A 26753-nucleotide genomic window follows, 5' to 3' on the forward strand; every position below is an offset into this window, starting at 1 on the left:
ACGAAACCCTCATGCTGAGCTTGTCGAAGCATGCGGATCGGCGTCCTTTCCAGAAGAACTCGCTCCGGTCCCCGGTGACTCCATCCGCACATGCACCGGCGGCGCATTGCCCGTCTTGTCTTCGCCGAAGTAGAGCGTCTGGTGCGGGAACGGAATCTCGATGCCCTTCTCGTCGAACGCCCGCTTCACCCGGCGATTGAACTCGCGCGCGACCATCCATTGCTTGAGCGGCCGGGTCATGATCCGGCCCTTGATGTTCACGGCCGAGTCGCCGAAGCTGTCGAGGCCGAACACCTCCATCTCCCCGATGATTTCGGGGCCAAACTGCTCGTCGGCCTGCAACTCGGCGCCGATTCCTTTCAGCACCTCAATGACTTCGTCGACATCCTCGCGATAGGCGACGCCGATCGTGAAGACCGCGTAGGAAAACTCCTTCGTCAGGTTCTGGACGGTCGACACCGAGCTGAACGGGATGGTGTGCACCGTGCCGGACAGGTCTCGCAGGCGGATGGTCCGGATGGTCATCGCCTCGACCACGCCGGAATGGCCGCCAAGATCCACCACGTCGCCGATGGAGATACTGTCCTCCGCCAGGATGAAGACGCCGGTGATGATGTCCTGGACCAGGGTCTGGGCGCCGAAGCCGATCGCCAGCCCGGCAACGCCGGCGGCAGCCAGCAACGGCCCGATATTGATGCCGAGTTCGGCCAGCACGATCAGCCCCACCACGATCGCGAGGGTGACGCGGAAGGCGTTGCGCAGCAGCGGCAGCAGCGTCCGTACGCGGGCGCTGCGGGCGAGCACCATGCCATTGCCGTCCATGCGCTGCAGATATCGCTCGATGAGCATCCCGACCAGCTCGGAGAGCGCAACCGCGACAGCGAGGATCAGGAAAATCGCCAGCACGCTGCCGAAGATCCGACGTCCGACTTCGGACCGGAACCAGTCGAAAACCTCGAGACCCCAGACTTCGAGCAGGGCAAGGGCCGCGACGATATAGATGACGACCTCCAACACGCGCTGCAGCAGCGGCAGATAGCGGTTGGCCCGTGCCTCGAGATTCGGAAACTCGGTCCGAAGGTCGGTGCTCAGCCGGAAGGCGCGTTCGATGAGCCGGCGCAACGCCGCGACCGCCAGTCGCGCCAGCAGCACGATCAGAGCCGTCAACACCGTCGCGCGCAGCAAGAACCCAAACCCGCCGGCGATTCCGAGCGCCCAGACGGCGAAGATCGCAACCACATAGGCGATGGCGAGGATGTGCCAAACCTCGGCGAGCCGCTGGCGCACCTGCCTCAGGCGTCCGGCGCTTCCATCGCGTCGCAACCAGGCGGCTGTGGTCGCGCGGTTCTGCAGGATCAGCACCACGAGCATCGCGGTAACCACGAGGCCGAGGACGCGCAGCAGGAACCCATAAGCGTCATAGGGCAGGCCGAGCAGAAACGCCGCCTCCAGCAAGAAGTAGCCGTAGATGGTCACCGTGGCGAGCCGCAGCACCCATATGTACGCGTAATTGGCGCTCTCATCCGATAGCGGCGCGAGGCGCAGCGACGAAACGGCCGGCGCGAGCAGGATCTGGGCGATCACGGCGATCACCCGCACGGCGATATGAGCGTTGACGATCGCCAGAGTGACCAGCCGCGTCGCGGCGCGCGGCTCAGTCAGCGGCAGCACGCTATAAGCGACGGTCGCGAACGCCACGACGGGAATCAGATCGATCAGGGCATGGCCGACAATCAGGGGAATTCGCACCCAGAGACTGCGAGCGCCATTATTCTCGACAGCCCGACGCGACCGCGCGAGCAACCGGCCGATCAGCCACTGGGCGAAGAATGCGGCGATCAGGACGACAGCCAGCTTCATCAGGAGATCCAGCCAGCTCGCGCGCACGTCCGGATCGGCGGCTTGCGCCACAAGATCGCCGGCAAGCTCCGGGAGATCGGCCAAGACGCCGGCCGCCGCGGCCAGGGCGGCGCTCGTCCGGTCGACGCGATCGGACAGCGCCCCCAGGACGCCGGCCTCCGCCTCCGCTTCGGCAGGCTCGGCCTCGGCCTGGGCCGCACGGAGAAGGCGCAACTGCTCGATCAGCTTCTCGCGTGCCGCGGGATCCTCAAGCGTGGCAACCAGATTATCGATCTGCTCTGCCGTCGGCTGTGCGGCTGTCGCCGCCGGCGTCTCCTGCGCCTCGGCCGATGCCAAACCGATCAGCAGGGAGAGAACCGCCAGCAGACCAACGATCGGCGCAAGCCGATGGCCGCGTCCCGCCGCGGTCCGGATTATCCCGAACCCCCTAAGCATGTCCGGCAATTTAACGGTCCGATTCCACTAAGTCGAGAGACGAGTCCGCAGCCAGGCGAGCACAGCCTCATGTTCCGACTCCCGCCAGCGCCAGAATGCCCAGCAGTGCGAACACGCCGGCCGCGGCCGAGCGAATGGCCTTGAGCGGCAGGCTGCCAGCGAGGCCGTTCCCGAACAGCACCGCGGGCACGTTCGCAATCATCATTCCGAGGGTGGTGCCGAGGGTGACGAGCACGACCGCCTGATACTGCGCCGCGAGCGCCACGGTCGCGATCTGCGTCTTGTCGCCCATTTCGGCGAAGAAAAAGGTGATGGCGGTCGCACAGAACGCGCCCCAGTGACCCTTCGGCCCGTCATCTTCGAGCTTGTCCGGAATGAGCGCCCAGACCGCGACGGCCAGGAAAGAGAGGCCGAGCACCCATCGCATCCACGGGCCTTCCAGAAGCGCGCCAACAACAGTGCCGGCGAGCCCGGCGCCGAAATGATTGAGGATGGTTGCGAAGAAGATGCCGAGGATGATCGGTACGGGTCGGCGGAACCGCGCTGCCAGGCACATGCTGAGGAGCTGCGTCTTGTCGCCGACTTCCGCAAGTGCGACGACGCCGGTCGAGACGAGAAAGGGCTCGAATATCAAAAACTCGAACGCCACGGGGGAGCACCTTACGGGACCAGACGGAGGACGTGACCGATGGCACAACGCTCCTCCGCCCGGTCCGGTACGGAAGCGCCGATGCCATAGGTCTCGCCATGCCATTTGGCCTGATGCGCCACGGGACAGGGTCCCGAGTGTGTTGACGCACCCCCTCTGAGTTCGAGGCGGCTACTCCCCTAAGGATGCGCGGACGATAAAGCCTTCCGCCGCCCCGTGCAAGAGCCGGCGGCATGGAAGGGCGTTGTCCCGGAGTCCAACTGTCGGGCGCCCGCGCGAGCAGAGCGGAGACCCGGTGCGGCATCCGCGTCGGTCCGACCGTAACGAAACGCCCGCAACGCGGTAATGGAAAGCATTGCAACTCGTTAACTTCTAGGTTCCCGTTTCGACGTATAAACGCCGATATTCGAATTCGGCCAAGAAGATCCGGGGGGAAATTCACAATGGCAAAGCAGAAGGGGGCAAAGGGGCGGTATTTTCTTGCCGCAACTGGATTTGTCCTCAGCCTTACTGTGGCACTGCCGGATGCCGGACTGTCCACCGGCTTGAGCGGAGGCAGTAACCGCGGTTCCAACGCGAGCCAGAGTCTCGCCGAGGTGGAAGCCAGAATCGCGGCGCAGGACTTTGGCGGCGCGATCTCGCTCCTGGAGAGAATCGTGAAAGCCTCGCCGGGAGATGCGAACGCGCTACAATATCTCGGCTATAGCCACCGCGCGCTTGGCGATTACGAGGCGGCGCTCGACTATTATTTGAGGGCGCTGGCGGTCGAGCCGATGCATGTCCGCGCCAACGAGTATCTGGGCGAGCTCCATCTGGAGATGGGCGATGTCGCCGGGGCCGAGGAGCGGCTCCTGGCACTGACGAAGGCCTGCGCCGGTTGCGCGGAGCAGATCGATCTCGAGAGAAAGATCCGGGCCTACAAGCGCAACAACCAGAGCTGAAAGCCGGAGCTGACCTGTTTCAAAGGGAGCGAGTGATCCGCAGATAGCCGCGCCGCTCACCGTCGATATGGCTCATCGTCGCCATGCCTGCGACAAGCCGGTCGACCGGCGTCCAATAGGGCTCGAACCAAGCGCGGTCGACGTCGAGGACGAGCACGCGATCGCGGCCTTCGTCGTAGGCCCCGATTGGGGAGAAGTGGCCGTAATCGCCGTGGCCGACGACCGGAGCCACATGGAAGTTCACCACCAGCAGGTCGGCGGCCGAGGTTTCGATTCGCCGCAGGGCGGCACGGAACTCCGCCACCGCGGCCTCGTTCGGCCGCAGCACCGGCACGGTCTCAATGGCGACCCCGTCGACGCCGTAGACGGCGAAGCTCCGCTCGAGCAGCGGCCCCATCTGGCGCTGCGTGACCCCCTCGCCTCCGTCGGCCCCGACGCCGGCCGTCCAGAGTGCGCTGTTCACGGCGGCCAGGAGCGCCTGCTGGGTCACCAGCCTTTCCACCGGGGCGAGCCCGATGCTGCCGCGGAGGGCGTTGACCAGCATCGTCGCCGTCGCCAGGGAGCAGGAGCAGTCGTTGAACTGTCCGACATAGTAGGGCACCAAGGCCCAGTAGCTGGGCGCCAGCGCGCGGCGGAGATAGTCGGAATCGGTGGCCAGCAGCGTCAACCAGGACGCGTATCGCGCGCGCAAGGCCGCGCCTCCCTCGGTTGCAAAGCATCGCTACGGTAGCGCAAGCCGGATGATGCGCACAATCATTCAGACCAGTGGCATTCAGGCCAGTGGCATTCAGACCAGTGGCTCAGACGGTTGGCTGTCGGGGGACAAGACTGTCTCGCGCAAGTTTTCCATGATACAGAGAAGGCACCATGGCTACCGACAAAAGACGGCCTTCATCGGGGGATCGCCCCAGCCTCAACAGCATGTCATGAGCGAGCGAGACGAGAAGCGGCTCCAAGCGCGGGAACAGCGTCGCGCCGAACGGCGGCGCCTGCTGGCCGCAGGACCGCCGTCTCCCTGCATCAGCGTCTGCCAGATCGACGATTCGACGGGGCTGTGCATCGGCTGCCTGCGAACGATCGGCGAGATCCGCGACTGGATCATCCTGATGCCGGAGGATCGGCACCGCGTGCTGCGCCAGATCGAGGAGCGCCGGGCGGCAATAACGGCCAATAAAGACCGGAACCGGTAACGTCCTCGTTTCAGGCCGGCTGGTCAAGCCAACTGACGCGGCCGGCAACTGAGCAACCGGCCACCCCAGAGTTCGGTCATGTCCTGAAGGATCGGCACCCCATTGCGGCGCCTGGATCGCCGCAATGGAGGCCGCGCCTGAAATTACTCTGGAAACCGCTCTACGTCGCTCAATCCCACACCGGGTCGCCGAGATCCAGGTCCTCCTCGTCGGTCAGACCGCCGACTGCGGCGCCCGCGGCACCGCCGAGAAGGCCACCCGTGATCGGACTTCCGCCGGTAATGGCGCTGCCAGCCGCACCTGCACCGGCGCCAATGGCACCGCCACTCAGGGCCCGGTCCGTGGTGCTGCTACCGCAGCCGGTAACCGCCAGCATCGCCGCACCCCCAAGGATGCAGCCGAAGATGTGCGTCTTCGTCATAAGAATATCCTTTCCGGTTGTTTGTCGATACCGGTCCCTCAAGCCTTCGAAAGGGACCTTTGGCGGACCGGTCCGCCTTCACCCGGATGGGATCTCGCTAGACCGCTAGCCCGCGGTCGCCAGATCTAACGGAGATGTCGGCCCCTGCCGCCAGTAGCTTTCCCAGTCTTCCGGCCTCCACTTCCATGGCTGCCGCGATTCCTGCGACGGCTGGACCTGCGGCGGCGCCTCTGTCTCCGTCCGACGATCACCTCGCTCCTTGCCGGATCCCTGCGAACCGTTCATCTGCCCTCCCGATGAAAAACCGGCACTCGCATGCCGGATGATTGCCCTATAAACCGCTCGCCAGCGCGAAAGTTCCGCAGAGAAAATCCCATGGATCTGCGGCAGGCCGGAAGGCGACACTGATGGCACGGTCACCCACCCGGGCATTGCGTGCTAAAGTCACGGCGCAGCCGGAGCACAGGCTCGGCTCCGAAGGGATGATGAGGCGGGAGTGAGGCGGGATGAGGCCGGATAAGGACGATCGGATCAGGACCTCCTGGGACGACAATGCCGGGCGGTGGACCGAAGCGGTGCGCGCCGGCTCGATCCGGAGCCGCGGGGCAGGCACCGACACCGCCGTGGTCGAGGCCGTCGCGCGGCTACGGCCCGGATCGGTCCTCGATGTGGGGTGCGGCGAGGGCTGGCTCGCCCGCCGGCTGGCACAGGATCTCGGCTGCCGGGTGGTCGGGGTGGACGGGAGCGCGGAACTGGTCCGGTTGGCCCGTGACGCGGACCCGACCGGCGACTATCGCCGCATCGACTATGGAGCGATTGCCGCGGACCCGGCCCTGCTGGGCGGACCCTTCGATGCGGTGGTCGCCAACTTCGCGCTGCTGTCGGAGGAGATGTCCGGGTTGCTGCGGGCCCTTCTGCGCGCCGCTCCCGGCGGCGCGCTCGTGATCCAGACGGTCCATCCCTGGGTCGCCTGCGGCGACGGCCCCTACAAAGACGGATGGCGGGAGGAAACGTTCGCCGCCTTCGGCGCGGAAGGCTGGAGCCGCATGCCGTGGTTCTACCGGACCTTGGCATCCTGGCACGAAGAACTCACGGCCGCCGGATGGCGGGTCGATGCGGTGCGCGAGCCGGCCGACCCGGAGAGCGGACGGCCGCTTTCACTTCTATTGACCTGCACGTCGCGCCCGGCGGCCTGAACTCTCCACATCAGGAAACAGGCTTGCTGCCTGTTCAGCATCATGACGGGAAAGGAAACCGACGAGGCGGCAACCTTCTTTTGGGTCTATTCGGCGATGTGCGACGAGATCCATGATCCCGTCTATGAAGAGATCCGCATCGCGGCGGACATGGAGGCCCGCTCGGCGCAGTGCGAAGCGGTTGGCGTCGCGACCGGTCACGGCGAGCCGATTCGCAACCCGGTCACCGGTGCGGAGCATCGCGTTGGAATCCTACGGCCGAACGGCTTCGAATATACCCGGAACGAATGCAGGCGGGGCTGGTCGGCGTCGTCCGGAAACGTGGCGATGGCGCTCGAAGACAGCTATGCCCACTGGTGCGAGCTTCATATGAACCAGCATGGCCTGATGCGGTAGCTGATTGGACCATAGCTCTAGGCGTGGGCGCGGTCGGTCGGCTCGATGAGCAGGAGAACGTCGCCGGCCTGAATCTCGCCGGCTTCGGCATGCCAGAAGCCGATCTCCTTGCCGTCGCGCTGAATGCCGACGACCAGCCCGTCCGTCACGTCTCGCAGGCCGCGCCCGACCTCCTCGGGCCGCGCCGGGCGTTCGTTCAGCTTCACCCGTCCGTGTGAGGTCGCGAGGTCGCAGACATAATCGGAGGTGTGGCGATGCAGCACCGCCTCGGCCAGCAGATAACCGCTGACCTTCGCCGGCGACAGGATCATGTTCGCGCCGCTCTGCTGGATCAGCTTGAAGTTCTCGTCCTCCTTCACGCTCGCAATGATCTTCACGGTCGGACTGACGCTCCGGATCGTGAGGACGATCAGGACGTTCGTATCGTCGCGTCCAGGGCTGACGATCGCGGCGCGTGCGCGCTCGATTCCGCTGGCACGGATGATGCCTTCATGGGTGGCATCGCCGCGCAGCCCGACATATCCGGCGTCCGCAACGTCGTACAGCGCGTCCTCGGACGGGTCGATCACGACGATACAGTCGGGATCGCAGCCCTTTGCCACCAGTTCCCGGGCAGCGATGCGACCACTGTGGCCATAGCCGCAGATCACGATATGGTCGCGCAGGCGGCGCTGCAGTCTGCCCATCCGATAATCCTCCAACACTTTCTGGATGACGAACTCGTAGGCCGTGCCCAGGAAGATCAGCAAAAGGAAAACGCGCACGGGAGTGACGAGAAAGGCGTCGAGCAGGCGCGCCCGGTCGGAAACCGGGACGATGTCGCCATAGCCGACGGTAGTGATGGTGACCATGGTGAAATAAATCACGTCGCCGAACGAGATCTCGCCATCCCGAGCGTCGCGCAGTCCGGACCGGTCGAACCAGAACAGCGCCACGACGGCGGCAAGCAGAAGGGCGACGATACCGAGGCGCGTCACCAGCTTCTGTTGCGGCGCGGCTTCGGCCTTGGTGAACAGAATGCGGGCACCACGGCCAGCCCGCCTCCGGCGCCACCACCTGGGGAGACGCAGGCGATCGCGCCCACCAGCGCTCATGGATCAGGCCTCATAGGAAGATCATGCCGGCGAGACTTCGGCAAAATGGCGTTCCCGGCCATCTGCCGGGTTCCACAACCGCAGAGAGCAACGGAAGCGGCCCGCCTGCCGCGGCCGCTTCCGCCCAGATCGAACGTCAGTGTGCGTCTCGATGCCTCACATGCCACACCCGCGGGCCGACGCGTGGATCAAGTGCGCGAGCCCGTCGTCTGGCCTGTGCTGCCGGATTCGCCGTAGCGCGCCTGCGTTCCCGCACCATAGCCCGCCTGGTCCGCCGTTCCGTAGCCATATCCAGACTGCCCGGCGGACTGCCCAGTCGACTGGCCACTGGACTGGCCGGTCGAGCCGTAGCCATACCCCGACCGACCGGAACCATAGCCGGCCCGGCTTTGATCGCCGTATCCATAGCCGTAGCCGGTCTGGCGCCCGCGATAGCCGCTCTGACGCCCGCCATAGCTCGAGCTCGTCCCCGACCGCATGGACATGGACAGCAGAACGCCCAGGACCATGCCGAGGCCGAGCGCCAAAGCGGTGCCCATCATCGGCTTCTCGACCACGTAATGCTCGACGCCACTAGTGAGCGAGCCCATCGTGCGGCCCTGTTGCTGCTGCGCACCGCCCGTCGCCCCTAACATCGAGCGGAACCGGTTCCGCGAGTTCCGAGCGCTCGAATGCTGCTGCTGGAGCGTTTGCTGGACATCTTCCGGAAAGGTCATGCCCCGCAGGTCCTGCTTCAGAGCCTTGTCGTAGCATTCTTCAAGATAAGACTCGCCGCGGACGATCTCCTGCAAGATTGATCGGCGATCACCGCCGGTGAGGGTGCTTTTCAGATCCGTCCACAGGCGATGCGCGGTCCCGGCCGTGCTGCCTTGCGGCGACGGGGGGGTTCCGCCGAGACGTTGAATGATCCGGTCGAGTTCCTCCGCCTGTGTGCGGCGCTCACGCGACAGGTCCGAGAACATCGATCGCAAGTCGCCGTCCTTGGCATTCTCGGCGGAGTGCTTATAGCCTTGCTCGCTATCGCGGACTTCGGTGGCAAGCTCCTCAAGCGCACTCAACAGTTCTTTATTTTCAGATTCAGTCGCCTTGGCCATAGCAAACTCCTCCATAGGAAACACGAAACGTAACGGTTGGCGCGCCGGTAAGTTCCCGCAATGCAAGGGGAGCTCCCTGGAGGGCCTCTCGACGGAGGGCCTCTCGACGCCGCCCAGACAGACAACGAGCAAATCGGTAGCGGAAAAAGAAATCGCCACCGCAATGGAACCAAATGGCCTGCGCGCAGTTTGTCAGTGTGGGTCGCGTTTCGGACCGGATGGGCAGCGGCCTGCGAGAGCAGGTCGAAGCGCCCACGGCTTCCCCCCAGGTCCCCTTCCGAGACGCGATCTGGCCCCGCTTCGGCGGGGCCTTCCCTTTTTGGGGTTTTAGAGCGTCTGACAGAGCCTATCCACGATCCACACCGGGCAACGCAGGGCTCCGGGAAAGGGGCTAGGCTCCGGAGCCCTGCGATCAGGTTCTACTCCGCTGCAGCATCGCCGACGCCGGCGTTGTCGCCCGAGTCGGTCGTGCCGCGCCCAGCGCCTGGCTGATCCTCGTCGACCTGGACATCCTCACCGGTGATCACCCCCGGCTGCGATTCGGAAATGTCGGGAAGCTCCGTCTCGCTCTCCGTCCCAGACGTGCCGGTCGTCATACCGGTGGTACCGGTATCGATGCCACCGCCGGCCTGAGCTTCGGTGCCACCGCCCATCATCTCCGGGTTCAGATCCGTGACAATGGCCTGATCGCCCGGGCTCATGGTGACATCGTCCCAATCCAGCGCAATATGGCCCGGCTGGGTTCCGAGAAAGTTTCCGGCATCGACGACAATGCCAGCCACCTGGCTGTTCGCGCCCCAAAGTATGTCGCTGACCTGCCCGATGGTCTCACCGCTCGACGTCTGCACCGTTTTGCCCATGAGCTGGCCCGGATCCGGCGCGTTTGTGGCCTGCGCCAGCTGTACCGGATCGCTCGCTTGGTCCGCATTCGCTTGCGCCCAGGCAGGAACCGCGAGGGCCAGCGCAATTGCCGCACAAGACAAGACTTTCGGCATTTGTATTCTCCCGAAAATTGATTCGCCTCAGTTGCGAACCGACTTCCGTGAAAACACGTGAACGATCTTGCGGGTTCCCCGGACCGGCCGGTCCGACAGGACCCTCCCAGTTCTAGAAATACCGCTCGAACACGGTAATGACGTCGCCTGGCCGCACGATACTGTTGCGTTCGGCCGCCCACTCCACCGCCTGGCCATCCTTCTCGCGGACAATGGAAAACCGATCGGTTTCGGCGCGATAGGTCAAGCCACCGGCAATGGCAATAGCGGTCAGCACCGTCATGCCGTCGACATAAGGATATTGGCCGGGCGCCCTGACCTCACCGAGGATGTAGAATGGCCGATAACTGACCACTTCGACGCTGACGTCCGGGGAAACCAACGCCTTTTCCGACAGCTCTTCAGCGATCGCATCCTCGGCCGCCGGCACCGTCAGATCGTCGACCGAAACACCGCCGATCATCGGCATTGCAACGTGACCGCTTCCGTCGACCGTGTACTCGCCCGAAAATTGAGGTTCGTTGAAAACGGTCACCCGAACCTGATCGCCGCTGCCGAGCGTGTATTCCGGGGCCGTCGCGCCTCCCTCCAACGGCGGCAGACCGCGCCCGGCGCCGCAACCGGCGACAAGCAGAAAAATAAAAATCACCAGCGTATTGCGCAGGTTCTGTCGCTTCATCTCCGTTACGCCTCCCTGCTCAATATTTTGTGGAAAGTCAGAACTGCAACCTCAGAAAAGCAGTGATCGCGTTCGCCGCAAAGTCCTCGTTCTCCTGTTCTGCCGCGCTTTGGCGATATTGGTAGGCCAGCCCCAACGTCAGGTTGCGATTGACCAGATAGAGGCCTTGAAGGCCGAGCGACAAGTCATTCTGGTCCAGGTCACCCCCTCCCTGGAACTCGTTGGTGCTGAAGGCGACAACCCCTTCCAGCAGAACGTTGCGCAACAGCTCATGCTCGACCGACGCTCCGTATGTCGTCTGCACAAAGCTCGAAATATCCTCCCGCCTCGACTCCGCGACCGCTCGCTCCGCCAGCAATCGGATCGACGTCAAGCCGGTGACGTTCCACAGCACCGCAGCGCCCAGGTCGAGGCCTGACGGATCACGCAGATCCGGGTCATCATAGCGCTGCCTAAAGAAGCCGAGAAACACCTCTCCCGTAAAGTTGCCGGGACTGCCCGGCGTGACGCCGGTGAAATCAAGGGTTGTACCAACGCGGGCTCGGTATCCGTCCGAATCGCGCGAGGGCGCGTCGTCATGACGACGCATGTTATAGCCAACCTCAAGGAACGGCTGGACTCCGGGAAGAACGCGGTAGCCGACCCGCGTGGCGACGCCATAGCTGGTGTAGTCCCGCTCATCATTGTTGATGAAGCTTCCGTCTGCCGCCCTTACATTGCCGTAGTCGATACTGTCGACGGCGCCGTTGACCCGGACGGCAAAGCGGCTGAACTGCTGGATGCCGCCGACCGAGAGGGCGAGTGCGGTGATTTCCGTCGGCTCGGCCGTGTCTTGCTCGTCGGGCGCGCCACGCTCCTCGAAGCGGTGCTCGTAGGCGATGCCGCCGAACAGCCGGCTCTCATTCGTGACGTCCAGGACGCCTTCGAGATCGGCGCCATAGGATGTCGTGTCTTCGCTCTCGTTCTCGGCATACTGACTATCGGCCGCCTGCGCCGAGAAACTGAGACCGTGCCGGGCCCAATCGGTCGAGACGGATACGGACGGCGCGATCGTCCTGATGAAATCGCCTTCCTTGTCGGATTCGGTCGCGAAGATGTTGTCGTTGTACGTCGCGCGGAAATCGATCCGCGGCGCCACAATGAGCGAGCCGACCCGAATGTTGAGAGGGTCGACCTCCGGCCGGGGCCGCTCCAGGACGCTGACGTCCGGCTCAATCTCCTGGGCCTGCAGCACTCCCATTCCGGGAGCGGATGCAAGGATGACGAGCAACCAAACAGCAGGCCGAACAGCAGGCTTGAACCATCGTGTCATGGATCCCCACCACTTCGGACGGGGCCGTTGCCGGCGCCACGGAGCAGTAACCCACGATGACGAAGTTCACGAGAAAAGCCAAGTCCATCTCTGCGGAGCGGAACTTTCAGCAAGTATTTGCCGGTCGTGCAGGGTCCAACCACCGGTCCAGGTCCCTGTCGTCATATCCCTTTTGGCCATGCTCACGGAAAATCGGTGATGCGCCGCAGGATGGATCTTGCCGGTCCCTAGTGACATCATCAAGGTGAGTGATCGGTCTCGAGCGCGCCTCGATGACGGCATGACGGGAATCCTGACGCCGGCCGAGCGTACGCCCCCGCTCCTCAGCGTTCCGCCATCCAACTCGTGGAGATTTGTCCCGATGATGGCACGTCTCGCAATTCTTACCCTTCTTGTGTTTGCCCAGTGCCGGTTCGCAGCGGCCGGCGAAAGCCCGGACCTGACAATCGAGCAAGCCCGCCTTGGCAATGTTTTTCTGACCACGGAAACCGTGCGAATTCCGGTGCGCAGCAGCGCGAGCAGGATCGCATGGACGATCACCGATTTCTTCGGCTCGAGAATCGCCGACGGCGTCGCGGCCGTCCGCGGCGGCCGAGCCGTGGTCGAACCCGATCTCGGGCGCAACGGCTATTTCGAAATAACCCTTGCCGCCGAGCGGGCAGGCAAGACCGTTACCGAGGCCCAGACGACGTTTGCAGTGATCCGCCCGAGCGAGCCGATCGAGCCGGCCGGCTCCAGCTTCGGCGTCATGACGCATTTCGCCCAAGGCTGGAACACGGACATCATCCCGCTGATCGCCAAGGCGGGGATCCGACATGTCCGTGACGAGCAATACTGGAAATCCGTCGAACGGGAACCCTCCGAATACGTGTTCTCCGAAAAATATACCGGCTACATGGAGGCCTTGGCCGACCATGGCATCGAGCCGCTCATCGTCATGTCCTTCGACAACGAGCTTTATGACGAAGGTCAGACTCCGCACACGGAGGCGGGGCGCGAAGGATACGCCAAGTACGGCCGCGCGATTCTCGATCGTTATGGCGACCAGATCCGCACGCTGGAGATCTGGAACGAATATAATGGATCCTTTGCGGAGGGGCCGGCCACAAAGGACCGGCCGCGCTATTACACCCTTATGCTCAAGCGCGCCTACCAGGAGATCAAGTCGGCGCGGCCGGACGTCCAGGTCCTCGGCGCCGCCGTGGTGAAGGTCCCGCTCCCATATCTGGAGCGCCTGTTCCAGCATGGCGCTCTGGAATACATGGATGCGGTGGCGATTCATCCCTATCGGAAGCAGCCGGAGGGAATCGAGCAGGAGCTGGACGAGCTCAAGGCGCTCATCGAACGCTACAACGGCGGGGAGGGCAAACCGATATGGGTGACCGAGTCGGGACGCCAGGACAAGAGCCCCAGCGGTCGCCACGAGGCGGCAAGATATCTTGTCCAGTTCTATACGCTGCTGCTCAGCGAGAATGTGGAGCGGATCTATTGGTATCTCCTGCGCGACTATGAAAACTTCCAGGCAATGGGGCTGCTACACGACGAGGACGGCCCTCTCGGCCGCTACGCTCCCGCCCCCGCCTATCCTGCCTATGCCAACCTGATACGGCAGCTTGACAGTGCCCGCTATGTCCGGCGGGAGCCGACCGACCCGCGCACCCGCCTCTATCTCTTCGAGAAGGATGGCGAGGAAATCCGGGTGGGCTGGTCGACGGAACCGCCGTCGCGCGTCGTCTTCCGGACGCGTTCGCCGCTGACCGTGACCGACATCATGGGTGGGGAGCATCTCGTGCCACCCGCCAACAAGGAGGTCGTCCTGCTGCTCTCCGATAACCCGGTCTATGTCAAAGGCCCCGTTGCAGAGGTCCGGGAGAGCGGGCGCGACGAGATCCTGGCCGATTCCGAGAGCGATTTCGGCGGCACTCAGGGGGCGAACGGCTGGTACTACGGCTACTATGACGGCAACGGCCAAGGCGACGGCAACCGCGTCGAGCCGACCGGTCCATACACCGACGACGATTTCGAGCAGCTGGCCTGGATCGAGACGGAATGGGGGTACCATTGGACGCGCGACGGCCTACGCGAGCTGTCGGTGGCGGGCAACATGGTGCATCCCTCGAAGACGAAGGGCGCCCCGGTCTGGGCGGTGCGGCGCTGGAAGAGCAGTGTCGACGGCACGGTCCGCATCGCAGGCTCGTTCGACCGGTCCAGCTCTCGTGGTGACGGGACACAGGCGCGGATCCTCGTCGACGGCGTCACGGTATTCTCCATTGATCTTGGCTCGTCCGATCGTCAAGCCGCACTCACCTATGAGCTGGAGGTAGCGGTCGAGCGAGGCACGACGGTGGATTTTGCGATCACACCCGGTTCCGGCACGGACATCGATTACGACGCGACGGCGGCGGCGGCGCGGATCCTTTATCCCCGGCGCTCGCTCGGACCGTCTTGAGACGGTGGCTTGAGACGGTGGCTTGAGACGGTGGCTATTCAGCGATCGAGCTCAATGTCCGCCGCGACGTCCGAAACGCGAAATGCTTCGCCCCCAGGAAGTTGAAGAACATGGCGGTGACGGAGCCGACCGCCAAGGCAAGCGCGGGATAGCGGAAGGCCGTATCGAAGGACGCGACCAGCAGACCGTAAATTCCGAAATTGATCAGCGCGCCGACGAACTGGACACCGAAATAGCGCGAATATTCGCCGGGGCGCATCCCGGCGCCTTGCGGTACCGCAAAGGTGAACTGCCGGTTCAGCAACCAAGTGACGGTGACGGCAACGCCGAAGGAGATGACGCGGGCGCTGTAGCGGTCCACGCCCACAAGCGCAACGAGGATCGTGAGGACGCAGGCATCGACGGTGAAGCCGACCGTGCCGACACCGGCGAAGCATAGGAACTGGCGGGGCACCGGGAGCCTGTCGAACAGCATCTTGCAGGCGGACAGCATCATGCCGATCCGGCTCCGGTCGCCAGGGTCAATTCCCGACATCGGTACGCCTTTACTCCGTTCCCATTCCCGTACCCGGTCGAGCGACGGCCGATGCCTCGATCTGCCATTCGACCTTTTCGGAAATCCTCGCCCAAAACCTCGCCCTAGATCCTCACCCCAAGGGCCGAGCGGCGCCACACGCCTATCCGTATTACCCCGGATGCCCGATGCTTCGTGCCCGGCCCGCTCGAGCGCGGGCGAGCAGCGTTGCCGGTGATTCGATCTGTGGCCGGATGGGATCTCGATAGAGCGGCCGTTCCTCCGTATCCCGGCATTGGATCACGAAGGTGATAGTTCGTCCGCTCATGCCCCGAGGTCGCCGGATTGCTGTAGTAGTGGTTCCAGCACTGATGGAAATGTCGAGCGTCGAATACTCGGCCTGCGAACGAGGAGACCATGGCGACACTGAAGGCCGCATCGGCCGAAACCGTGTCTCTGCGAACGAGCGATGACGACGATGTGCTGGGCAAGTTTCCCTTCGCCGCCCCATCGATCGACATCGTCATATGTTTCCACAACGAGGAGGACACGATCGAGCTTCTGTTCGACCGGTTGCGCGCGGTCCTCCGCGAATGCGCGATCAGCTGGCGCGTGATCTGCGTCAATGACGGCAGCACCGATCGGACTCTGGAACTGCTGGTGAAGCAGCACGAGCATGACAGCCGCGTGAAGATCATCGATCTGAGCCGCAACTTCGGCAAGGAGCAGGCCCTGACTGCCGGGCTCGACGCCTGCGACGCCGACGCCGTCGTCTGCATGGATGCCGATCTTCAAGACCCGCCCGAGACGATCAAGGATTTCATCCAATACTGGCGGCAGGGCTATGAGGTCGTGTATGGCGTCCGTGCAAGACGCGATCGAGACACGCTCCTGAAGCGGGCGACCGCCGATCTCTTCTATCGTGCGTTCAACCTGTTGAGCAATTCCAGCATCCCGCGCAATGTCGGCGACTTCCGCTTGCTTGACCGCAAGGCTGTCATCGCCCTGCGCCAGCTGCAGGAGCGGAACCGCTTTATGAAGGGCCTATTCAACTGGGTCGGGTTCAGCCGCATCGGCGTTGACTATCACCGTGAGATGCGCATCGCGGGCAAGACGAAGTGGAACTACTGGCGGCTGTGGAACTTTGCCCTGGACGGGATTACCAGCTTCACGACATTGCCGCTGCGGGTCTGGGTCTATGTCGGCGTGATCACGGCGCTGGCCGCCTTCGTCTATGCGAGCTTCCTGGTGGTCAGGACGCTGATCCTCGGTGTGGATGTCCCCGGCTACGCGTCGCTGATGGTCGCGGTTCTCTTCATGGGCGGGATCCAGCTCCTCTCCCTCGGCATCCTCGGCGAGTATGTCGGCCGTCTTTACAACGAGGCGAAGGGCAGACCGCTCTACCTCGTCCGCCATCGCATCGGCTTCTGAATATCGGCAACCGGCGCCGAGCGTGGTCCGCGGGCGAGATCCGTGGCGGAACAGGAGATCTCGAGGCATGCTTCGCCGACCGGCCCGCCCGGAGTTCCGGCATGACGGTGTATAGAGAGAAGGCGAACCGTCCGATCGATCGCTCTTATCTGCCGGTATCGGCAGGATCGATCGCCGTCGCCCTCTTGCTCGTCGTGGCGCTGCTCGTGCATCTGATCGGCCTCGTCGACCGGTCGATCTGGGGGGACGAGGCGATAACGTTGCTCGAATTGTCCGGCCATGCCGACCCCGCATTGCCGGCGACGCCCGTGCCGCTCTCGGACCTGAAACGGCAGATGACGGAATCGACCAGTCCCGGCGCGCTTGTCGAAGCCTTGTGGTCGACCGACGTCCATCCGCCGCTCTATTACCTGGCTGCCGACCTCTGGCGCGACATGCTGGGCCCCGGCATCGCGCGCTTGCGTCTGTTCTCGCTGCTGGCCGTCGGTATTGCCGCCGCGATATTCTATGCGACGCTGCGGCAAGCGGCCGTGCCTCTACCCGGCTTCGCGGCCCTGATCTTTTTCCTGTCCGAATTCACCCTTTTCTGTTCCGCCAATGCCCGGTCGTATGGGGTGGCCCTGCTTCTGGTGGTTCTGACCCTGCATCTCGCCCTGCGTTCGGTCGATTGCCAAGCAAGATGCCGCGGGACGGCCGCACTGCTCGGTCTCTGCGTCGGTGCCGCTTTCCTGACCCATTACTTCACCCTGTTCATCACTGGCGCCGTGCTGATTTGGCACGGTGCCGCAACCTGGCGTCGCGATCCCGGGCAGGCAGTTGCGCCCATTGCGGCTGCGCTCCTGGTCGGGGCGGCGGCTCTGCCGATCCTGGCCGATCAACTCGGTGCGCGCCCGGAACAGTTTCTGGGCTTCTCCGGTCTCCTGGCCGAGGGCTGGATGGCGGTCAAGTCCAATCTCAAAGCCCTTACCCGGAAGCCGGCCGAGTTGCCCATTGCGCGAGTCGCGCTTGTCATTATCGCCGTCCCGCTTGCCGCCGGCCTGCTGGCAACGTTCCGCCGGAACGGCACGGACCGATTCACGCACATCTCGACCGTCGCCGTATTGGCGGTTGTCGCCAACAGCCTCGGGATACTCGGCCTGTTCTATGCGAGCGACAAAACCCTGATCCATGGAGCCGCGCTCCGGTATTTCGGCTTCGCCTTGCCGTTTCTGGTCATCTTCCTCGCATTCGGCATCCATGCGCTGGCCAAGGGATCCGAACGGCGCGCCGCGATCATCGCGCTGCTGGTCCTCGCGCTTCAGCTGGCCGGCTGGAGTAATGATTTCCGCCATCAGGCACGGTGGCGTGAGATCGCGCAGATGATCCGGGACTCGCCGACGCAGAAGGCGCTCGTCGTTCTGATTGGCGCCGGCAGAGGAGCCTTCGGCTCCACCATCTACGAGTTTCCCGGCGAGGCCTCCGTGGTGACGCCGCCGGTCACCGGCTTGTCGCCGGCGCTGATAGCGAACATCGCCCGCTACAACGAGATCTGGCTCATCGCAGCGCCGACATCCCGGCGCGCCATCAAGGATGCAGCGCTCCGGATCGAGGAGCATCCCGCACTGGCCTATATGGGCACCACGCCATCCGGAAAGACGCTCGATGCGGTGGAGGTGCACCACTGGAGGAGAGTACCGTGGTGACCGGGCGGAGCCGGAAGATGCCAACCGGAGTACGGTGCGCATACCAATGAGGCGGTTCGCGCCCGGGCGACAGTGGTTCCCGTGCCTCGCCATATTGCTCGTGAGCGTCGGCGCGGTCCTGCCCTCCCTTCTTTCGGAGCTGTTGCTGGCCGGACATGATGCGAAGCACCATGTCAGATGGCTGCATTTCTTCGCGGAGCAGTTCTGGCAGGGCACGCTGTATCCGCGCTGGCTCCCGGAGATGAACGCCGGATTTGGCAGCCCGGTCTTCTTCATCTATCCGCCGCTGCCTTATTTCGTCACGGCCCTGCTGCATCCGTTCGCTCCGGATCCTGCAGCCGCCCCCTACAGGCTCGCGGCAGGAATCGCGCTCAGCCTATTCGTGGGCGGCATGGGAACGTTCTGCTGGATGCGCGAGCTGGTGTCGCGCCGGAACGCTCTCCTTTCGGCGATCCTCTTCATTCTGCTGCCCTATCACCTCCTCATCGATGTCTATCTGCGTGTGGCCTATGCGGAGCTCTGGGCCCTGGCGTGGGCGCCCTGGGCCCTGTTCGCGATCCACCGATTCGACCGAAACCCGCCGCTTTACGGCATCCTTTGCGCGGCAAGCCTGGCAGCACTCGCGCTCAGCCATGCTCCATCGATCCCCCTGCTCGTCCCCGCCATTCTGGCCTACGGACTCTCCGTCGCGCTCATAAAGCGACAGCTGCTTCCCATCGGCATCACCATCGGCGCGGTCATCCTGTCATTCCCGCTCTGCGCGGCATATCTCGCGACGGCTCTGAATCACGGCGAACTCATCAACCAGGCGGCTTTGTTCGATGGCCGGCACCACTACTCGCGGTGGCTGCTGTTCGGGGCGGAGCCGTGGCCATCCGAGGAAACCTGGCGCATGATCCTGGCCACGGTTTTCGCTCAAGGCGGAATGACCGTCTTGTTCGGCCTGGTCCTGCTTTCGGGACCGACCTCCCTTCGCCGGTGGGGCTGGACTCCGCTGCTGCTGGCCGCCGGCAGCCTCTTCCTGATGACAACGTGGAGCGATCCGGTCTGGCGCCTGTTTCCGGTACTCCAGAAGGTCCAGTTCCCCTGGCGCTTTCTGATTGTCCAGACGGTCGCGCTTACGGCCCTCGCCGGACTCGCCCTGGAAGCATGCGCCCGTCGTCCTGCGCGCATTGCCGCCTGGATGCGGCCAGCGGTGCATTTCGGTCTGGTCGGCCTCGCGCTCGTGAATGTCGCGCTGCTGCCTCCAATCGCGGCAAATCGAGAAGCAATCTCGACCGAGTCGGTGTTTGCCCTCCCGCGGGGTCCCAAGGAATATGTCCTCGGCGACCTCGACAAGCTGCGCCAACTCTTTCCGAGGCGGAGCCGGGCCCTTGTCACCGCCGGCGAAGGTCGCGTGGCCGTTCGCGACTGGCGCTCCCGTCGGGTCGCCCTGGAGATTGACGCGCGAACGACGGTAACCGTGGCCGTTCGGCAGTTCCATTACACCGGCTGGCGATATGTCTCGGATAACGGAGTTGCCAAGGCGGCCGACGCACTGGTGCGGCTCGGCGTTGTCGGCCTGAAGCTTCCTCCAGGACGGCATCATGTCGAATTGACCCTCACGCCGACCGGGGAGGAGCGGTTCGGGCGAATGGCGTCGCTGCTCAGCGTCGCGGCCTTGATCGTCGCAGCTTTCTTCAGCGCCAAGAGGTCACGCCGGATTCCGTCCTGGGCCAACGCACGCCCGCCCGCATAAGCAATTTACTTATTATTATAGTTCCTATTCTACCGCTAAGTCCTCACGGGGCATCTCACATGCCCAATTCAATATTCTGGGGAAAAAATACATGTCGAAGTTTTTAGCCGGTGCCTTGCTGCCGGCGAGCCTGCTGCTCGCATCCTGCGCGTCGATCGTCGGGGACGCCGCCAAGACGGTCAACGTTAGCTCCCAGCCTTCCGAAGCGAGCGTCGCAATTACCGACGAAACAGGCAAGGAGATCTTCAACGGAACTACCCCGACCACCGTTTCTCTCGAAAAGAGCGACGGCTCCTATTGGGGCGGCAAGGAGTACACGGTCCGGTTCTCGAAGGAGGGCTTTCAGACGCAGATGGTTCACCTCGAGACGACGCCGAACGGCTGGTATCTCGCCGGGAATCTTGTCTTTGGCGGCCTGATCGGCTGGTTCATCGTCGATCCGTTCAGCGGCAAGATGTATACGCTGTCTCCCGACGAAGTGAATGCAACCCTGCCGGAGGGGTCTCAAATCAGCGCCAATGAACTCCGGATTGTCCTGCTCGAAGACGTCTCCGAAGCGATGCGCGAGAAGATGACGGCTGTCAACTGATCCGCGACCGCCGTTCTCTGGCGAGATTCAGTGGACATCTCCGATAAGAAACTCAGCACATCGGCCGCGACATAGCGCGTCAGTCTGGGCGGCGCATGCCGCCCAGACCACGACCCCGGCGGTGGCATCGGCACCACCGGAACCAACGGACAGCCTCGGATCAGGGCACCCGCGCATAAAATATCCGCTGATCATCCAGCCATGCGATACAGATGATCATTTTTGTTAACGCAAGATTTACGATACCATAGCTGATATGTGGCAATATTCAATGCGCGATCTCTTTTATTTTTTGTTGACTAACTACTGATACCTCTTTGATTCCGGAAAGGATAATTGCGGCACGCTGCCGAGTTCTCGCGTGCGGACAGGACAGGACACCTGATGTTCCGCCGACACCACTGCAGCATGCCGTCGTCATCGCAGAGAGGTCATTTATGAAGTGGGTACGTATCACCGCGGTCCTGTTTGCCCCCCTCGTCGCCACCCCGGCCCTGTCTCAGGAGATAGATGATGACGGGCCGGCCGGGACGTTCTCGATCGGTCCCAGTCTCAGCACCCTCGGCATCGGTCTCGAGGTGGGTTATCGGCCCAGCAATTATCTCGGCTTCCGGGTTGGCGGCAATTTCTTCGAGTACGATACGACCCACGAGCTTGACGGAATCGAGTATGACGGCAATCTGGAGCTGAAATCGGCCGGCCTGATCGCCGATCTCCACCCGTTCGGCGGCGGTTTCCGCATCTCGATCGGGGCACGCCTGAATCTGAACGAGGCGAGCCTGACGGCGACGCCGGCCGAGAGCGTGGAAATCGGCGGCGTGACCTACACGCCGGCGGAGATCGGGACGATAACCGGCGATATCGAGTTCAACCGGTTCGCCCCTTATGTCGGCCTTGGTTACGAGGGCGCGCCGTTTCCTACGGACGCATTTACGCTCGGCATCGAGGCCGGCGTGATGTACCACGGCGAGGCTGAGGTCAGCCTATCGGCCACCAAAGTGGCTGCGACCGCGAATCTCGCCGACGATCTGGAGGCGGAGCGCCGGGACGTCGAGGACGATATCGGAAAGTACAAATTCTACCCCGTTGTCATGCTGACGGCGAAATATCGGTTCTGACGATTCTTCGCCGACCGTTGGCGCCAACGGCTGATTGATTCGGGTCGGTCCATGATCGCGACCGACCCTCGGATGCCGGCCGGAAGGAACGCTCAGATCCGACAGCCGCAGTGGCCGTGGCCCGAGGCCGCCGAGCGCCAGGCCACATAACCCGCTGCCCACCGACGCCGGGCACGATCAGGCGAGCCCAGGCTTCTGCTTTCCGCCCCGGCCTTGCCCCTCGGGTTCCTCCTTTTGCGATGGGCGATACCTCGATCGCATCGTTCGGCACCAGCCAAGCCTGTTCTAACCTTTGCAAATGCAATCGAGGCGGCAAGCTGCGGCAAGGCAGCGCCGATGTCGACGGCCGACCCATCGGCAATGCTCCCCGTCAAAGAGCACGCTGCTTCCGTCATCATTGTACGAGGGCCGTAGCGATCGCCATGAACACTCTCTCAAATCCCTCGCGTTTCCCGGCCGTCGTAGCGACATCGCCGTCGGATGATATCGATATCCGCAGGCTTCTCCGGACGGTGTGGCGCCACAAGCTCCTGATCGTCTTCGTGACGTCCGTCCTTCTTGTCCTGAGCCACGCTTACATCACAAGCCTGACGCCGCTTTACACCGCCGAAGCCGTCATGGTGCTGGACATAAGGCGGCCGAACATCCTGGACATCGACCCGATCGTCGCCGACCGGACCGCGACCGACACCGTGATCCGCAGCGAAGTCGATATCCTGCGCTCGCGGTCGCTGGCACGGCGGGTGGTTCAGGAGATGGGACTGCTGCGGGATCCGGAATTCAATCCTCGCCTGCGGCCGCACGAACCCGGCCTGCTGGATCGTATTGCCGCTATCAAATGGGTGCCGTCTGAGATTCGGGCCTATCTCGTCAGTTCACCGGCAGAACCGGCGGAGGACATCTCGGAGCCGCTGCTGGCCTCGGTAACCGGTGGGGTCCTGAATCGCCTGACCGTCGTCAATGACGGCCGCTCCTACACGATCCGTCTGCGGTTCGAGTCCGAGGACGCCGAAAAGGCCGCACGCATCGTCAATGCCTTCGCCGATCTCTATCTGACCGGCCAGCTCGAAGCCAAGTACGACGCCGCGGAACGGGGTGCCGTGTGGCTCGAGAACAAGATCGGCGAACTGCGGGAGCGCGTGCAACGGGCCGAGAACAAGGTTGTCGAGTATCAGGAGCAGAACTCGCTGGTGACAGTCGGGGAGGAAACACCGCTGACGAAGCTTCTGACGAACCTCAGCAACGCGCTCATTGAAACCAAGACGGACGTCTTGAAGGCTCAAGCGCGTCTCGGCGAAGTCCAAGAGGGCGCGAAATCGTCCGACAGCCCATCCACGGCTTCGATCATCGCCAGTTCACCGCTGGTTCAAGGTCTCCGTGCTCAGATCATCGCCGCGGAGAGCCGCTTGGCCCAGTTGCGGAGCACCTATCGCCCCACCTACCCGACGGTCGTCCAGGCGGAAGCCGAGCTCAACGAGCTGAAAGCCCGACTGCAGACGGAGATCGACCGTGTCTTGGCAGGCGTAGAGGGCGACGCTCGGGTGACGGAGCATGAAGAGGAGACAATCGCGGCTCATGTCAAAAAGCTCGAGGCGCGCTATCTCGAAGCGTACCGCAGGCAGGTCGAACTGACCCAGCTCCAGAGCGAAGCCGCGGCGGCCCGATCCCTGTTCGATACGTTCGTCGGAAGCCTGGACCGGACGACCATTCAGCTCGACCTGCTGCAGCCCGATGCCCGCGTCCTGTCGCGCGCCGAGCCGCCCTCATGGCCCTCCTATCCGCAGCGGGAGATTCTTCTGGCTCTCGCCGCCACGGGATCGCTGTTGGTGAGTCTGGCCCTCGTCACCATCAAGGAGATGCTTCAGAAGGGCTTCCATAACGCAGAGCAGGTCGAAAAGGCGTTCGGCGTGCCGGTTATCGGGATGATTCCCCTGGTGAAGAACCGTGGCGTCGGACGCAAGCACCCGTCCATCTACGCCCTCCAGAATCCCTTGTCCGCCTATACCGAGTCGATCCGCCTGATCCGCACGCGGATCCAAGGCGTTCGCACGCATCGCCAGTCGCAGGTCGTGCTCGTCACCTCGGCGCTGCCGGATGAGGGAAAGACCGAGCTATCCCTGGCGCTTGGCCGTCTCAGCGCGGCGTCGGGTCAACGTGTGATGCTGATCGAGTGCGATCTTCGCCGACCGAGCATCGCGGCAAACCTCGGCATCGACGGCCGCAATGGCTTGGCGCAAGCCCTGGCCGGCGAGACCACGATCAAGGATGTCCTCCAGGTCGACGAGCGGTCCGGCATGCTGGTCATTCCCGCCGGCCGCAGCAGCGCCCGGGCGATCGAGCTGCTGATTTCCCAGGGCATGGACAAGCTGATCCGGGTGGCCGCCGAACTGAGCGATCTGGTCATCCTCGACGCTCCGCCGGTCACGCTCGTGACCGATCCCATCGTGCTGTCCGGGATCGCCGATACCACGCTGCTCGCGGTCCGCTGGGGCCGCACCCCGCGACCGCTTGTCGCCACAGCCCTGAAGAAGCTCGCCATGGCCGAGGCGCCGATGACGGGGATCGTCCTGTCGCAGGTCAATCTCTCGCGCCAGGCCAGCTACGGCTTCGGCGATGTCCCGAACGGCTATCTGAAGAGCTATCTCGCGTCGTGACGCGCAAGGTTGCCATGGAACGCGCGTTCTGGGGTATGAGCGGCCCGGGGAGCGTTCTGGCGCCTTACGCGCTGTGTCACGTCGATCTCGGACGCGTCCGGCCGCTAACGTCCTCGACAGTCCTCACCTATCGCGCCGAAACGGACAGGTATGAGCAGTAACCCGGCCGAAAGGCGCAGCACACCGAGCATCAACCTCTTGCGCGTGCGGGACAACGCTCCTGCGAAGGCGCTTACCGTCAACTCGTCCATGGTGCCGGAGCCGCAGCGCACAGCCGCCCGTCGTCTTAAGATCTGCTATGTCGCCGAAACGGTTCGTACCGGAGTCGGCCGTCATCTCCGGGATCTCATTGAGGCCATGACCGCCCGCGGGCATGAGATCCACCTCCTTCACTCCTTCCGCCGCACGGATCCGCACCTGCTGCGAGAAATCCAGGATCTGCCGAGAGTGCGCTGCAAGGCCTTCGCCATGCGGCGCGAGCCGCACTGGTCGGACATCAGCGTCATCTATGCGCTCGCCCGCTATATACGCAGAAAGGGGCCCTTCGATGTGGTGCATGGCCACAGCTCCAAGGGTGGCGCTTACGCCCGCCTCCTCGGCCTCCAAAGCCGGTGCAAGCGCGTCTATACGCCGCATGCCTTCGTGACGATGTCTCCGCACCTTTCCTCGCTCTATCGAGGAACCTATGCCTGTGTGGAGCGCGGATTGTCCCACCTGTCGGACCGGATCATTTGTACGTCGGACCTAGAAAGGACCCATGCCGTCGAGCTGGGGATCCGACTGGACAAGCTGACCGTCGTGCCCAACGGGCTGTCACCGTACGATGTTCGGATGGGGAGCCGCGCGCGGGAGCGCCTGGGGTCGGCGGCGGACGTGGTCGTCATCGGCTTCGTCGGGCGGATGGATGCGCAAAAGGCGCCGGAGCGGTTGGTGGAGGCGGCCGCGCGAATCATCGGGCGGGGACGCAAGTTACATATCGTCATGATCGGCGACGGCCCTCTTCGCGAAAGCCTTATGGCTCTCACACGGCGCCTTCATATCGCGGACGCCTTTTCCTGGCTCGGCGTGGCGGTGGCTCGAGAGTGGTTGACGGCGTTCGACGTGCTGGCCATGCCAAGCCGATATGAAGGCTTCTCCTACGTCCTTTTGGAGGCCCTTCACAATGGCGTGCCGGTCGTCTGCACGGCGGTCGGCGGCGTTGCGGAAGCGATCGAGGACGGCGTCAACGGCTTCGTGGTGCCGCATGACGACATCGATGCGCTCGCACACCGCCTCGCCCAGCTCGCCGACGACCCGGACCTGCGGGTCAGAATGGGGCTATGTGCGCGTCGGCGTTCGACGCAATTCTCGCTACAGCGTATGGTCGACGGAACTGAGGAAATCTATCTCAGCTGAACGGCCGCGTCCCGTCACCTCGAAAATCGACGGTATGAATGGGCACGTAGGAGGCGTTAATCCTGCTGCGGACGAGCCGATAGAGCGGAGCGGCCACCGCCGTCATACGCTGCGACATAGCCGTCTTTGCGATACGGAACAGGGCCTCCATGCGGGCAGCCACGGGGTGGCGGCCATGCGCTACGGCAATCGCCTCCACCTCGCGGATGGTCCGTACATAACGGGTATTGGAAATGCCGTCATGCGTCATATGGCCGATCAGCCCGGGCAGATGGACACCGCGCCCGCCGGCCACATGCAGACGCAGGAACCAGTCGTAATCCATCGCGCAGCGATATCGGAGATCGAAGAGGCCGATGCGCTCAAAGGCCGCGCGGCGCACCAAAACGGTCGGGTGATTCAGCGCCGGCATGCGGTTGTGAATGGTCGTCCGGTAATCCGGGTCGCCGAGATAGAGGAAGATCGGACGGTCGCTCCGATAGAAGATCAGATCCCCGAAGACGAAATCGGCGCGCGTCTCCTCCAGCCCTTGCACGGCAACGGAAACCTGTTCGGGCGACAGCCAATCGTCGGCATTAATGATCTGGACGTAATCGCCGCCGGCCAGGGCGATGCCCTTGTTGAAGGCATCGCTGATTCCCCGGTCCGCCTCGCTGATCCAATAGTCGCAAGGACGAAGGCGCTCCTTCAACAGCTCCGTCGTCCCGTCGGTGGAGCCGCCATCCACGACGACATGCTCGAAACCCGGGAACGATTGGCCTTGGACACTGGCGATGGTTCGCTCCAGCGTCGGCCGCGCGTTCAATGCGACGGTTATCAGCGTGACCTTCGGCCTCCGGGAGCCGGCCGGACCTGCGCCGGAAGCGCCGAAGCGGCGCTGACGCAGGAGGCGATAATCGTCGAGAGTCGGCGCCGCCATCC

The 26753-nt window shown here is 63.7% G+C and carries 24 protein-coding genes and 1 riboswitch; of the genes, 13 read left to right on the forward strand and 11 right to left on the reverse strand.

Annotation, left to right across the window (positions count from 1 at the left end; genetic code table 11):
• Positions 1–9 precede the first annotated feature (9 nt).
• Both DT069_RS22920 and DT069_RS22925 read right to left on the reverse strand, forming a co-directional pair.
• Positions 10–2295 (reverse strand): mechanosensitive ion channel domain-containing protein, encoded by a 2286-nt coding sequence (locus DT069_RS22920; protein ID WP_425450495.1) that lies wholly within the window; start codon positions 2293–2295, stop codon positions 10–12.
• A gap of 67 nt (positions 2296–2362) precedes the next feature.
• On the reverse strand, positions 2363–2944 hold the full coding sequence (locus DT069_RS22925) for a TMEM165/GDT1 family protein (RefSeq protein WP_425450489.1): 582 nt from the start codon (positions 2942–2944) through the stop codon (positions 2363–2365).
• A gap of 16 nt (positions 2945–2960) precedes the next feature.
• A riboswitch (yybP-ykoY riboswitch) is annotated at positions 2961–3129 on the reverse strand.
• A gap of 258 nt (positions 3130–3387) precedes the next feature.
• On the opposite strand from DT069_RS22925, the gene DT069_RS22930 reads away from it, so the two are divergent.
• Positions 3388–3885: a tetratricopeptide repeat protein gene (locus DT069_RS22930; RefSeq protein ID WP_162913393.1), complete on the forward strand. Its 498-nt coding sequence runs from the start codon at positions 3388–3390 to the stop codon at positions 3883–3885.
• A 19-nt stretch (positions 3886–3904) separates the two neighbouring features.
• Here the strand turns inward: DT069_RS22930 and DT069_RS22935 are convergent, their stop codons facing one another.
• Positions 3905–4576, reverse strand: a complete 672-nt coding sequence (locus tag DT069_RS22935; RefSeq protein ID WP_119462672.1) for a phytochelatin synthase family protein — start codon at positions 4574–4576, stop codon at positions 3905–3907.
• Between the two features lie 235 nt (positions 4577–4811).
• Here DT069_RS22935 and DT069_RS22940 point away from each other — a divergent pair, with 235 nt between their 5' ends.
• Positions 4812–5075, forward strand: a complete 264-nt coding sequence (locus DT069_RS22940) for a DUF1289 domain-containing protein (protein WP_119462673.1) — start codon at positions 4812–4814, stop codon at positions 5073–5075.
• A gap of 169 nt (positions 5076–5244) precedes the next feature.
• Here DT069_RS22940 and DT069_RS22945 read toward each other — a convergent pair whose 3' ends face one another.
• A complete protein-coding gene (locus DT069_RS22945; RefSeq protein WP_425450490.1) occupies positions 5245–5496 on the reverse strand; it encodes a hypothetical protein in 252 nt (83 codons plus the stop codon).
• A 506-nt stretch (positions 5497–6002) separates the two neighbouring features.
• Here DT069_RS22945 and DT069_RS22950 point away from each other — a divergent pair.
• Entirely contained in the window at positions 6003–6692 is a 690-nt protein-coding gene (locus tag DT069_RS22950) for a class I SAM-dependent methyltransferase (RefSeq protein ID WP_119462674.1), read from the forward strand.
• Between the two features lie 9 nt (positions 6693–6701).
• Positions 6702–7088, forward strand: a complete 387-nt coding sequence (locus DT069_RS22955) for a DUF1326 domain-containing protein (RefSeq protein WP_425450496.1) — start codon at positions 6702–6704, stop codon at positions 7086–7088.
• A 17-nt stretch (positions 7089–7105) separates the two neighbouring features.
• Here the strand turns inward: DT069_RS22955 and DT069_RS22960 are convergent, their stop codons facing one another.
• The 5 genes from DT069_RS22960 to DT069_RS22980 form a co-directional block, all read right to left on the reverse strand.
• The gene (locus DT069_RS22960) at positions 7106–8182 is read right to left on the reverse strand and encodes a potassium channel family protein (RefSeq protein ID WP_119462676.1); all 1077 of its coding nucleotides are present in this window, start codon (positions 8180–8182) and stop codon (positions 7106–7108) included.
• A gap of 188 nt (positions 8183–8370) precedes the next feature.
• Positions 8371–9342 (reverse strand): PA2169 family four-helix-bundle protein, encoded by a 972-nt coding sequence (locus tag DT069_RS22965; protein WP_162913394.1) that lies wholly within the window; start codon positions 9340–9342, stop codon positions 8371–8373.
• Positions 9343–9695: 353 nt separating this feature from the next.
• On the reverse strand, positions 9696–10271 hold the full coding sequence (locus DT069_RS22970; RefSeq protein WP_119462678.1) for a PRC-barrel domain-containing protein: 576 nt from the start codon (positions 10269–10271) through the stop codon (positions 9696–9698).
• 112 nt (positions 10272–10383) lie between these two features.
• Positions 10384–10950 carry a polysaccharide biosynthesis/export family protein gene (locus DT069_RS22975; protein WP_119462679.1) on the reverse strand — a complete coding sequence of 189 codons (567 nt, stop codon included), beginning with the start codon at positions 10948–10950 and terminating at the stop codon, positions 10384–10386.
• Between the two features lie 37 nt (positions 10951–10987).
• Positions 10988–12184, reverse strand: a complete 1197-nt coding sequence (locus DT069_RS22980) for an outer membrane beta-barrel protein (protein ID WP_162913395.1) — start codon at positions 12182–12184, stop codon at positions 10988–10990.
• A gap of 439 nt (positions 12185–12623) precedes the next feature.
• Here DT069_RS22980 and DT069_RS22985 point away from each other — a divergent pair, with 439 nt between their 5' ends.
• On the forward strand, positions 12624–14711 hold the full coding sequence (locus DT069_RS22985) for a glycosyl hydrolase (RefSeq protein ID WP_162913396.1): 2088 nt from the start codon (positions 12624–12626) through the stop codon (positions 14709–14711).
• Between the two features lie 34 nt (positions 14712–14745).
• Here the strand turns inward: DT069_RS22985 and DT069_RS22990 are convergent, their stop codons facing one another.
• The gene (locus tag DT069_RS22990) at positions 14746–15246 is read right to left on the reverse strand and encodes a GtrA family protein (protein WP_119462682.1); all 501 of its coding nucleotides are present in this window, start codon (positions 15244–15246) and stop codon (positions 14746–14748) included.
• A gap of 396 nt (positions 15247–15642) precedes the next feature.
• On the opposite strand from DT069_RS22990, the gene DT069_RS22995 reads away from it, so the two are divergent.
• From DT069_RS22995 to DT069_RS23025, 8 genes are all read left to right on the forward strand, one after another.
• Complete coding sequence (locus tag DT069_RS22995) at positions 15643–16656, forward strand: glycosyltransferase family 2 protein (RefSeq protein ID WP_119462683.1); 1014 nt, start codon at positions 15643–15645, stop codon at positions 16654–16656.
• A gap of 101 nt (positions 16657–16757) precedes the next feature.
• Positions 16758–18338 carry a glycosyltransferase family 39 protein gene (locus tag DT069_RS23000; protein ID WP_119462684.1) on the forward strand — a complete coding sequence of 527 codons (1581 nt, stop codon included), beginning with the start codon at positions 16758–16760 and terminating at the stop codon, positions 18336–18338.
• Positions 18339–18384: 46 nt separating this feature from the next.
• Positions 18385–20076 (forward strand): hypothetical protein, encoded by a 1692-nt coding sequence (locus DT069_RS23005; protein WP_119462685.1) that lies wholly within the window; start codon positions 18385–18387, stop codon positions 20074–20076.
• Between the two features lie 91 nt (positions 20077–20167).
• Complete coding sequence (locus DT069_RS23010; protein WP_119462686.1) at positions 20168–20665, forward strand: hypothetical protein; 498 nt, start codon at positions 20168–20170, stop codon at positions 20663–20665.
• A gap of 437 nt (positions 20666–21102) precedes the next feature.
• Entirely contained in the window at positions 21103–21783 is a 681-nt protein-coding gene (locus DT069_RS23015) for a hypothetical protein (RefSeq protein ID WP_119462687.1), read from the forward strand.
• 422 nt (positions 21784–22205) lie between these two features.
• Positions 22206–24437, forward strand: coding sequence for a GumC family protein (locus DT069_RS23020; RefSeq protein ID WP_162913397.1), 2232 nt, complete (start codon positions 22206–22208; stop codon positions 24435–24437).
• Positions 24434–24598, forward strand: a complete 165-nt coding sequence (locus tag DT069_RS25110) for a hypothetical protein (protein WP_425450491.1) — start codon at positions 24434–24436, stop codon at positions 24596–24598. The genes DT069_RS23020 and DT069_RS25110 overlap by 4 nt, the downstream gene beginning before the upstream one ends.
• A complete protein-coding gene (locus DT069_RS23025; RefSeq protein WP_119462689.1) occupies positions 24588–25832 on the forward strand; it encodes a glycosyltransferase family 4 protein in 1245 nt (414 codons plus the stop codon). The genes DT069_RS25110 and DT069_RS23025 overlap by 11 nt, the downstream gene beginning before the upstream one ends.
• Here the strand turns inward: DT069_RS23025 and DT069_RS23030 are convergent.
• Positions 25825–26751, reverse strand: a complete 927-nt coding sequence (locus DT069_RS23030) for a glycosyltransferase family 2 protein (RefSeq protein ID WP_119462690.1) — start codon at positions 26749–26751, stop codon at positions 25825–25827. The genes DT069_RS23025 and DT069_RS23030 overlap by 8 nt on opposite strands.
• Positions 26752–26753: the final 2 nt, after the last annotated feature.

Origin of the sequence: Virgifigura deserti (genome assembly GCA_003576685.1) — a bacterium.
GTDB classification, from domain to species: Bacteria; Pseudomonadota; Alphaproteobacteria; order Dongiales; family Dongiaceae; genus Virgifigura; species Virgifigura deserti.

Excerpts from the sequence above, each read along its gene's own strand:
- DT069_RS23020 (WP_162913397.1), top strand. The coding sequence starts at position 22,206 with ATGAACACTCTCTCAAATCCCTCGCGTTTCCCGGCCGTCGTAGCGACA.
- DT069_RS22940 (WP_119462673.1), top strand. The coding sequence starts at position 4,812 with ATGAGCGAGCGAGACGAGAAGCGGCTCCAAGCGCGGGAACAGCGTCGC.
- DT069_RS22990 (WP_119462682.1), bottom strand. The coding sequence starts at position 15,246 with ATGTCGGGAATTGACCCTGGCGACCGGAGCCGGATCGGCATGATGCTG.
- DT069_RS22985 (WP_162913396.1), top strand. The coding sequence starts at position 12,624 with ATGATGGCACGTCTCGCAATTCTTACCCTTCTTGTGTTTGCCCAGTGC.
- DT069_RS22920 (WP_425450495.1), bottom strand. The coding sequence starts at position 2,295 with ATGCTTAGGGGGTTCGGGATAATCCGGACCGCGGCGGGACGCGGCCAT.
- DT069_RS22960 (WP_119462676.1), bottom strand. The coding sequence starts at position 8,182 with ATGAGCGCTGGTGGGCGCGATCGCCTGCGTCTCCCCAGGTGGTGGCGC.
- DT069_RS23005 (WP_119462685.1), top strand. The coding sequence starts at position 18,385 with ATGAGGCGGTTCGCGCCCGGGCGACAGTGGTTCCCGTGCCTCGCCATA.
- DT069_RS22975 (WP_119462679.1), bottom strand. The coding sequence starts at position 10,950 with ATGAAGCGACAGAACCTGCGCAATACGCTGGTGATTTTTATTTTTCTG.
- DT069_RS23000 (WP_119462684.1), top strand. The coding sequence starts at position 16,758 with ATGACGGTGTATAGAGAGAAGGCGAACCGTCCGATCGATCGCTCTTAT.
- DT069_RS23010 (WP_119462686.1), top strand. The coding sequence starts at position 20,168 with ATGTCGAAGTTTTTAGCCGGTGCCTTGCTGCCGGCGAGCCTGCTGCTC.
- DT069_RS22945 (WP_425450490.1), bottom strand. The coding sequence starts at position 5,496 with ATGACGAAGACGCACATCTTCGGCTGCATCCTTGGGGGTGCGGCGATG.
- DT069_RS23025 (WP_119462689.1), top strand. The coding sequence starts at position 24,588 with ATGAGCAGTAACCCGGCCGAAAGGCGCAGCACACCGAGCATCAACCTC.
- DT069_RS22950 (WP_119462674.1), top strand. The coding sequence starts at position 6,003 with ATGAGGCCGGATAAGGACGATCGGATCAGGACCTCCTGGGACGACAAT.
- DT069_RS22970 (WP_119462678.1), bottom strand. The coding sequence starts at position 10,271 with ATGCCGAAAGTCTTGTCTTGTGCGGCAATTGCGCTGGCCCTCGCGGTT.
- DT069_RS22995 (WP_119462683.1), top strand. The coding sequence starts at position 15,643 with ATGGCGACACTGAAGGCCGCATCGGCCGAAACCGTGTCTCTGCGAACG.
- DT069_RS23015 (WP_119462687.1), top strand. The coding sequence starts at position 21,103 with ATGAAGTGGGTACGTATCACCGCGGTCCTGTTTGCCCCCCTCGTCGCC.
- DT069_RS23030 (WP_119462690.1), bottom strand. The coding sequence starts at position 26,751 with ATGGCGGCGCCGACTCTCGACGATTATCGCCTCCTGCGTCAGCGCCGC.
- DT069_RS22930 (WP_162913393.1), top strand. The coding sequence starts at position 3,388 with ATGGCAAAGCAGAAGGGGGCAAAGGGGCGGTATTTTCTTGCCGCAACT.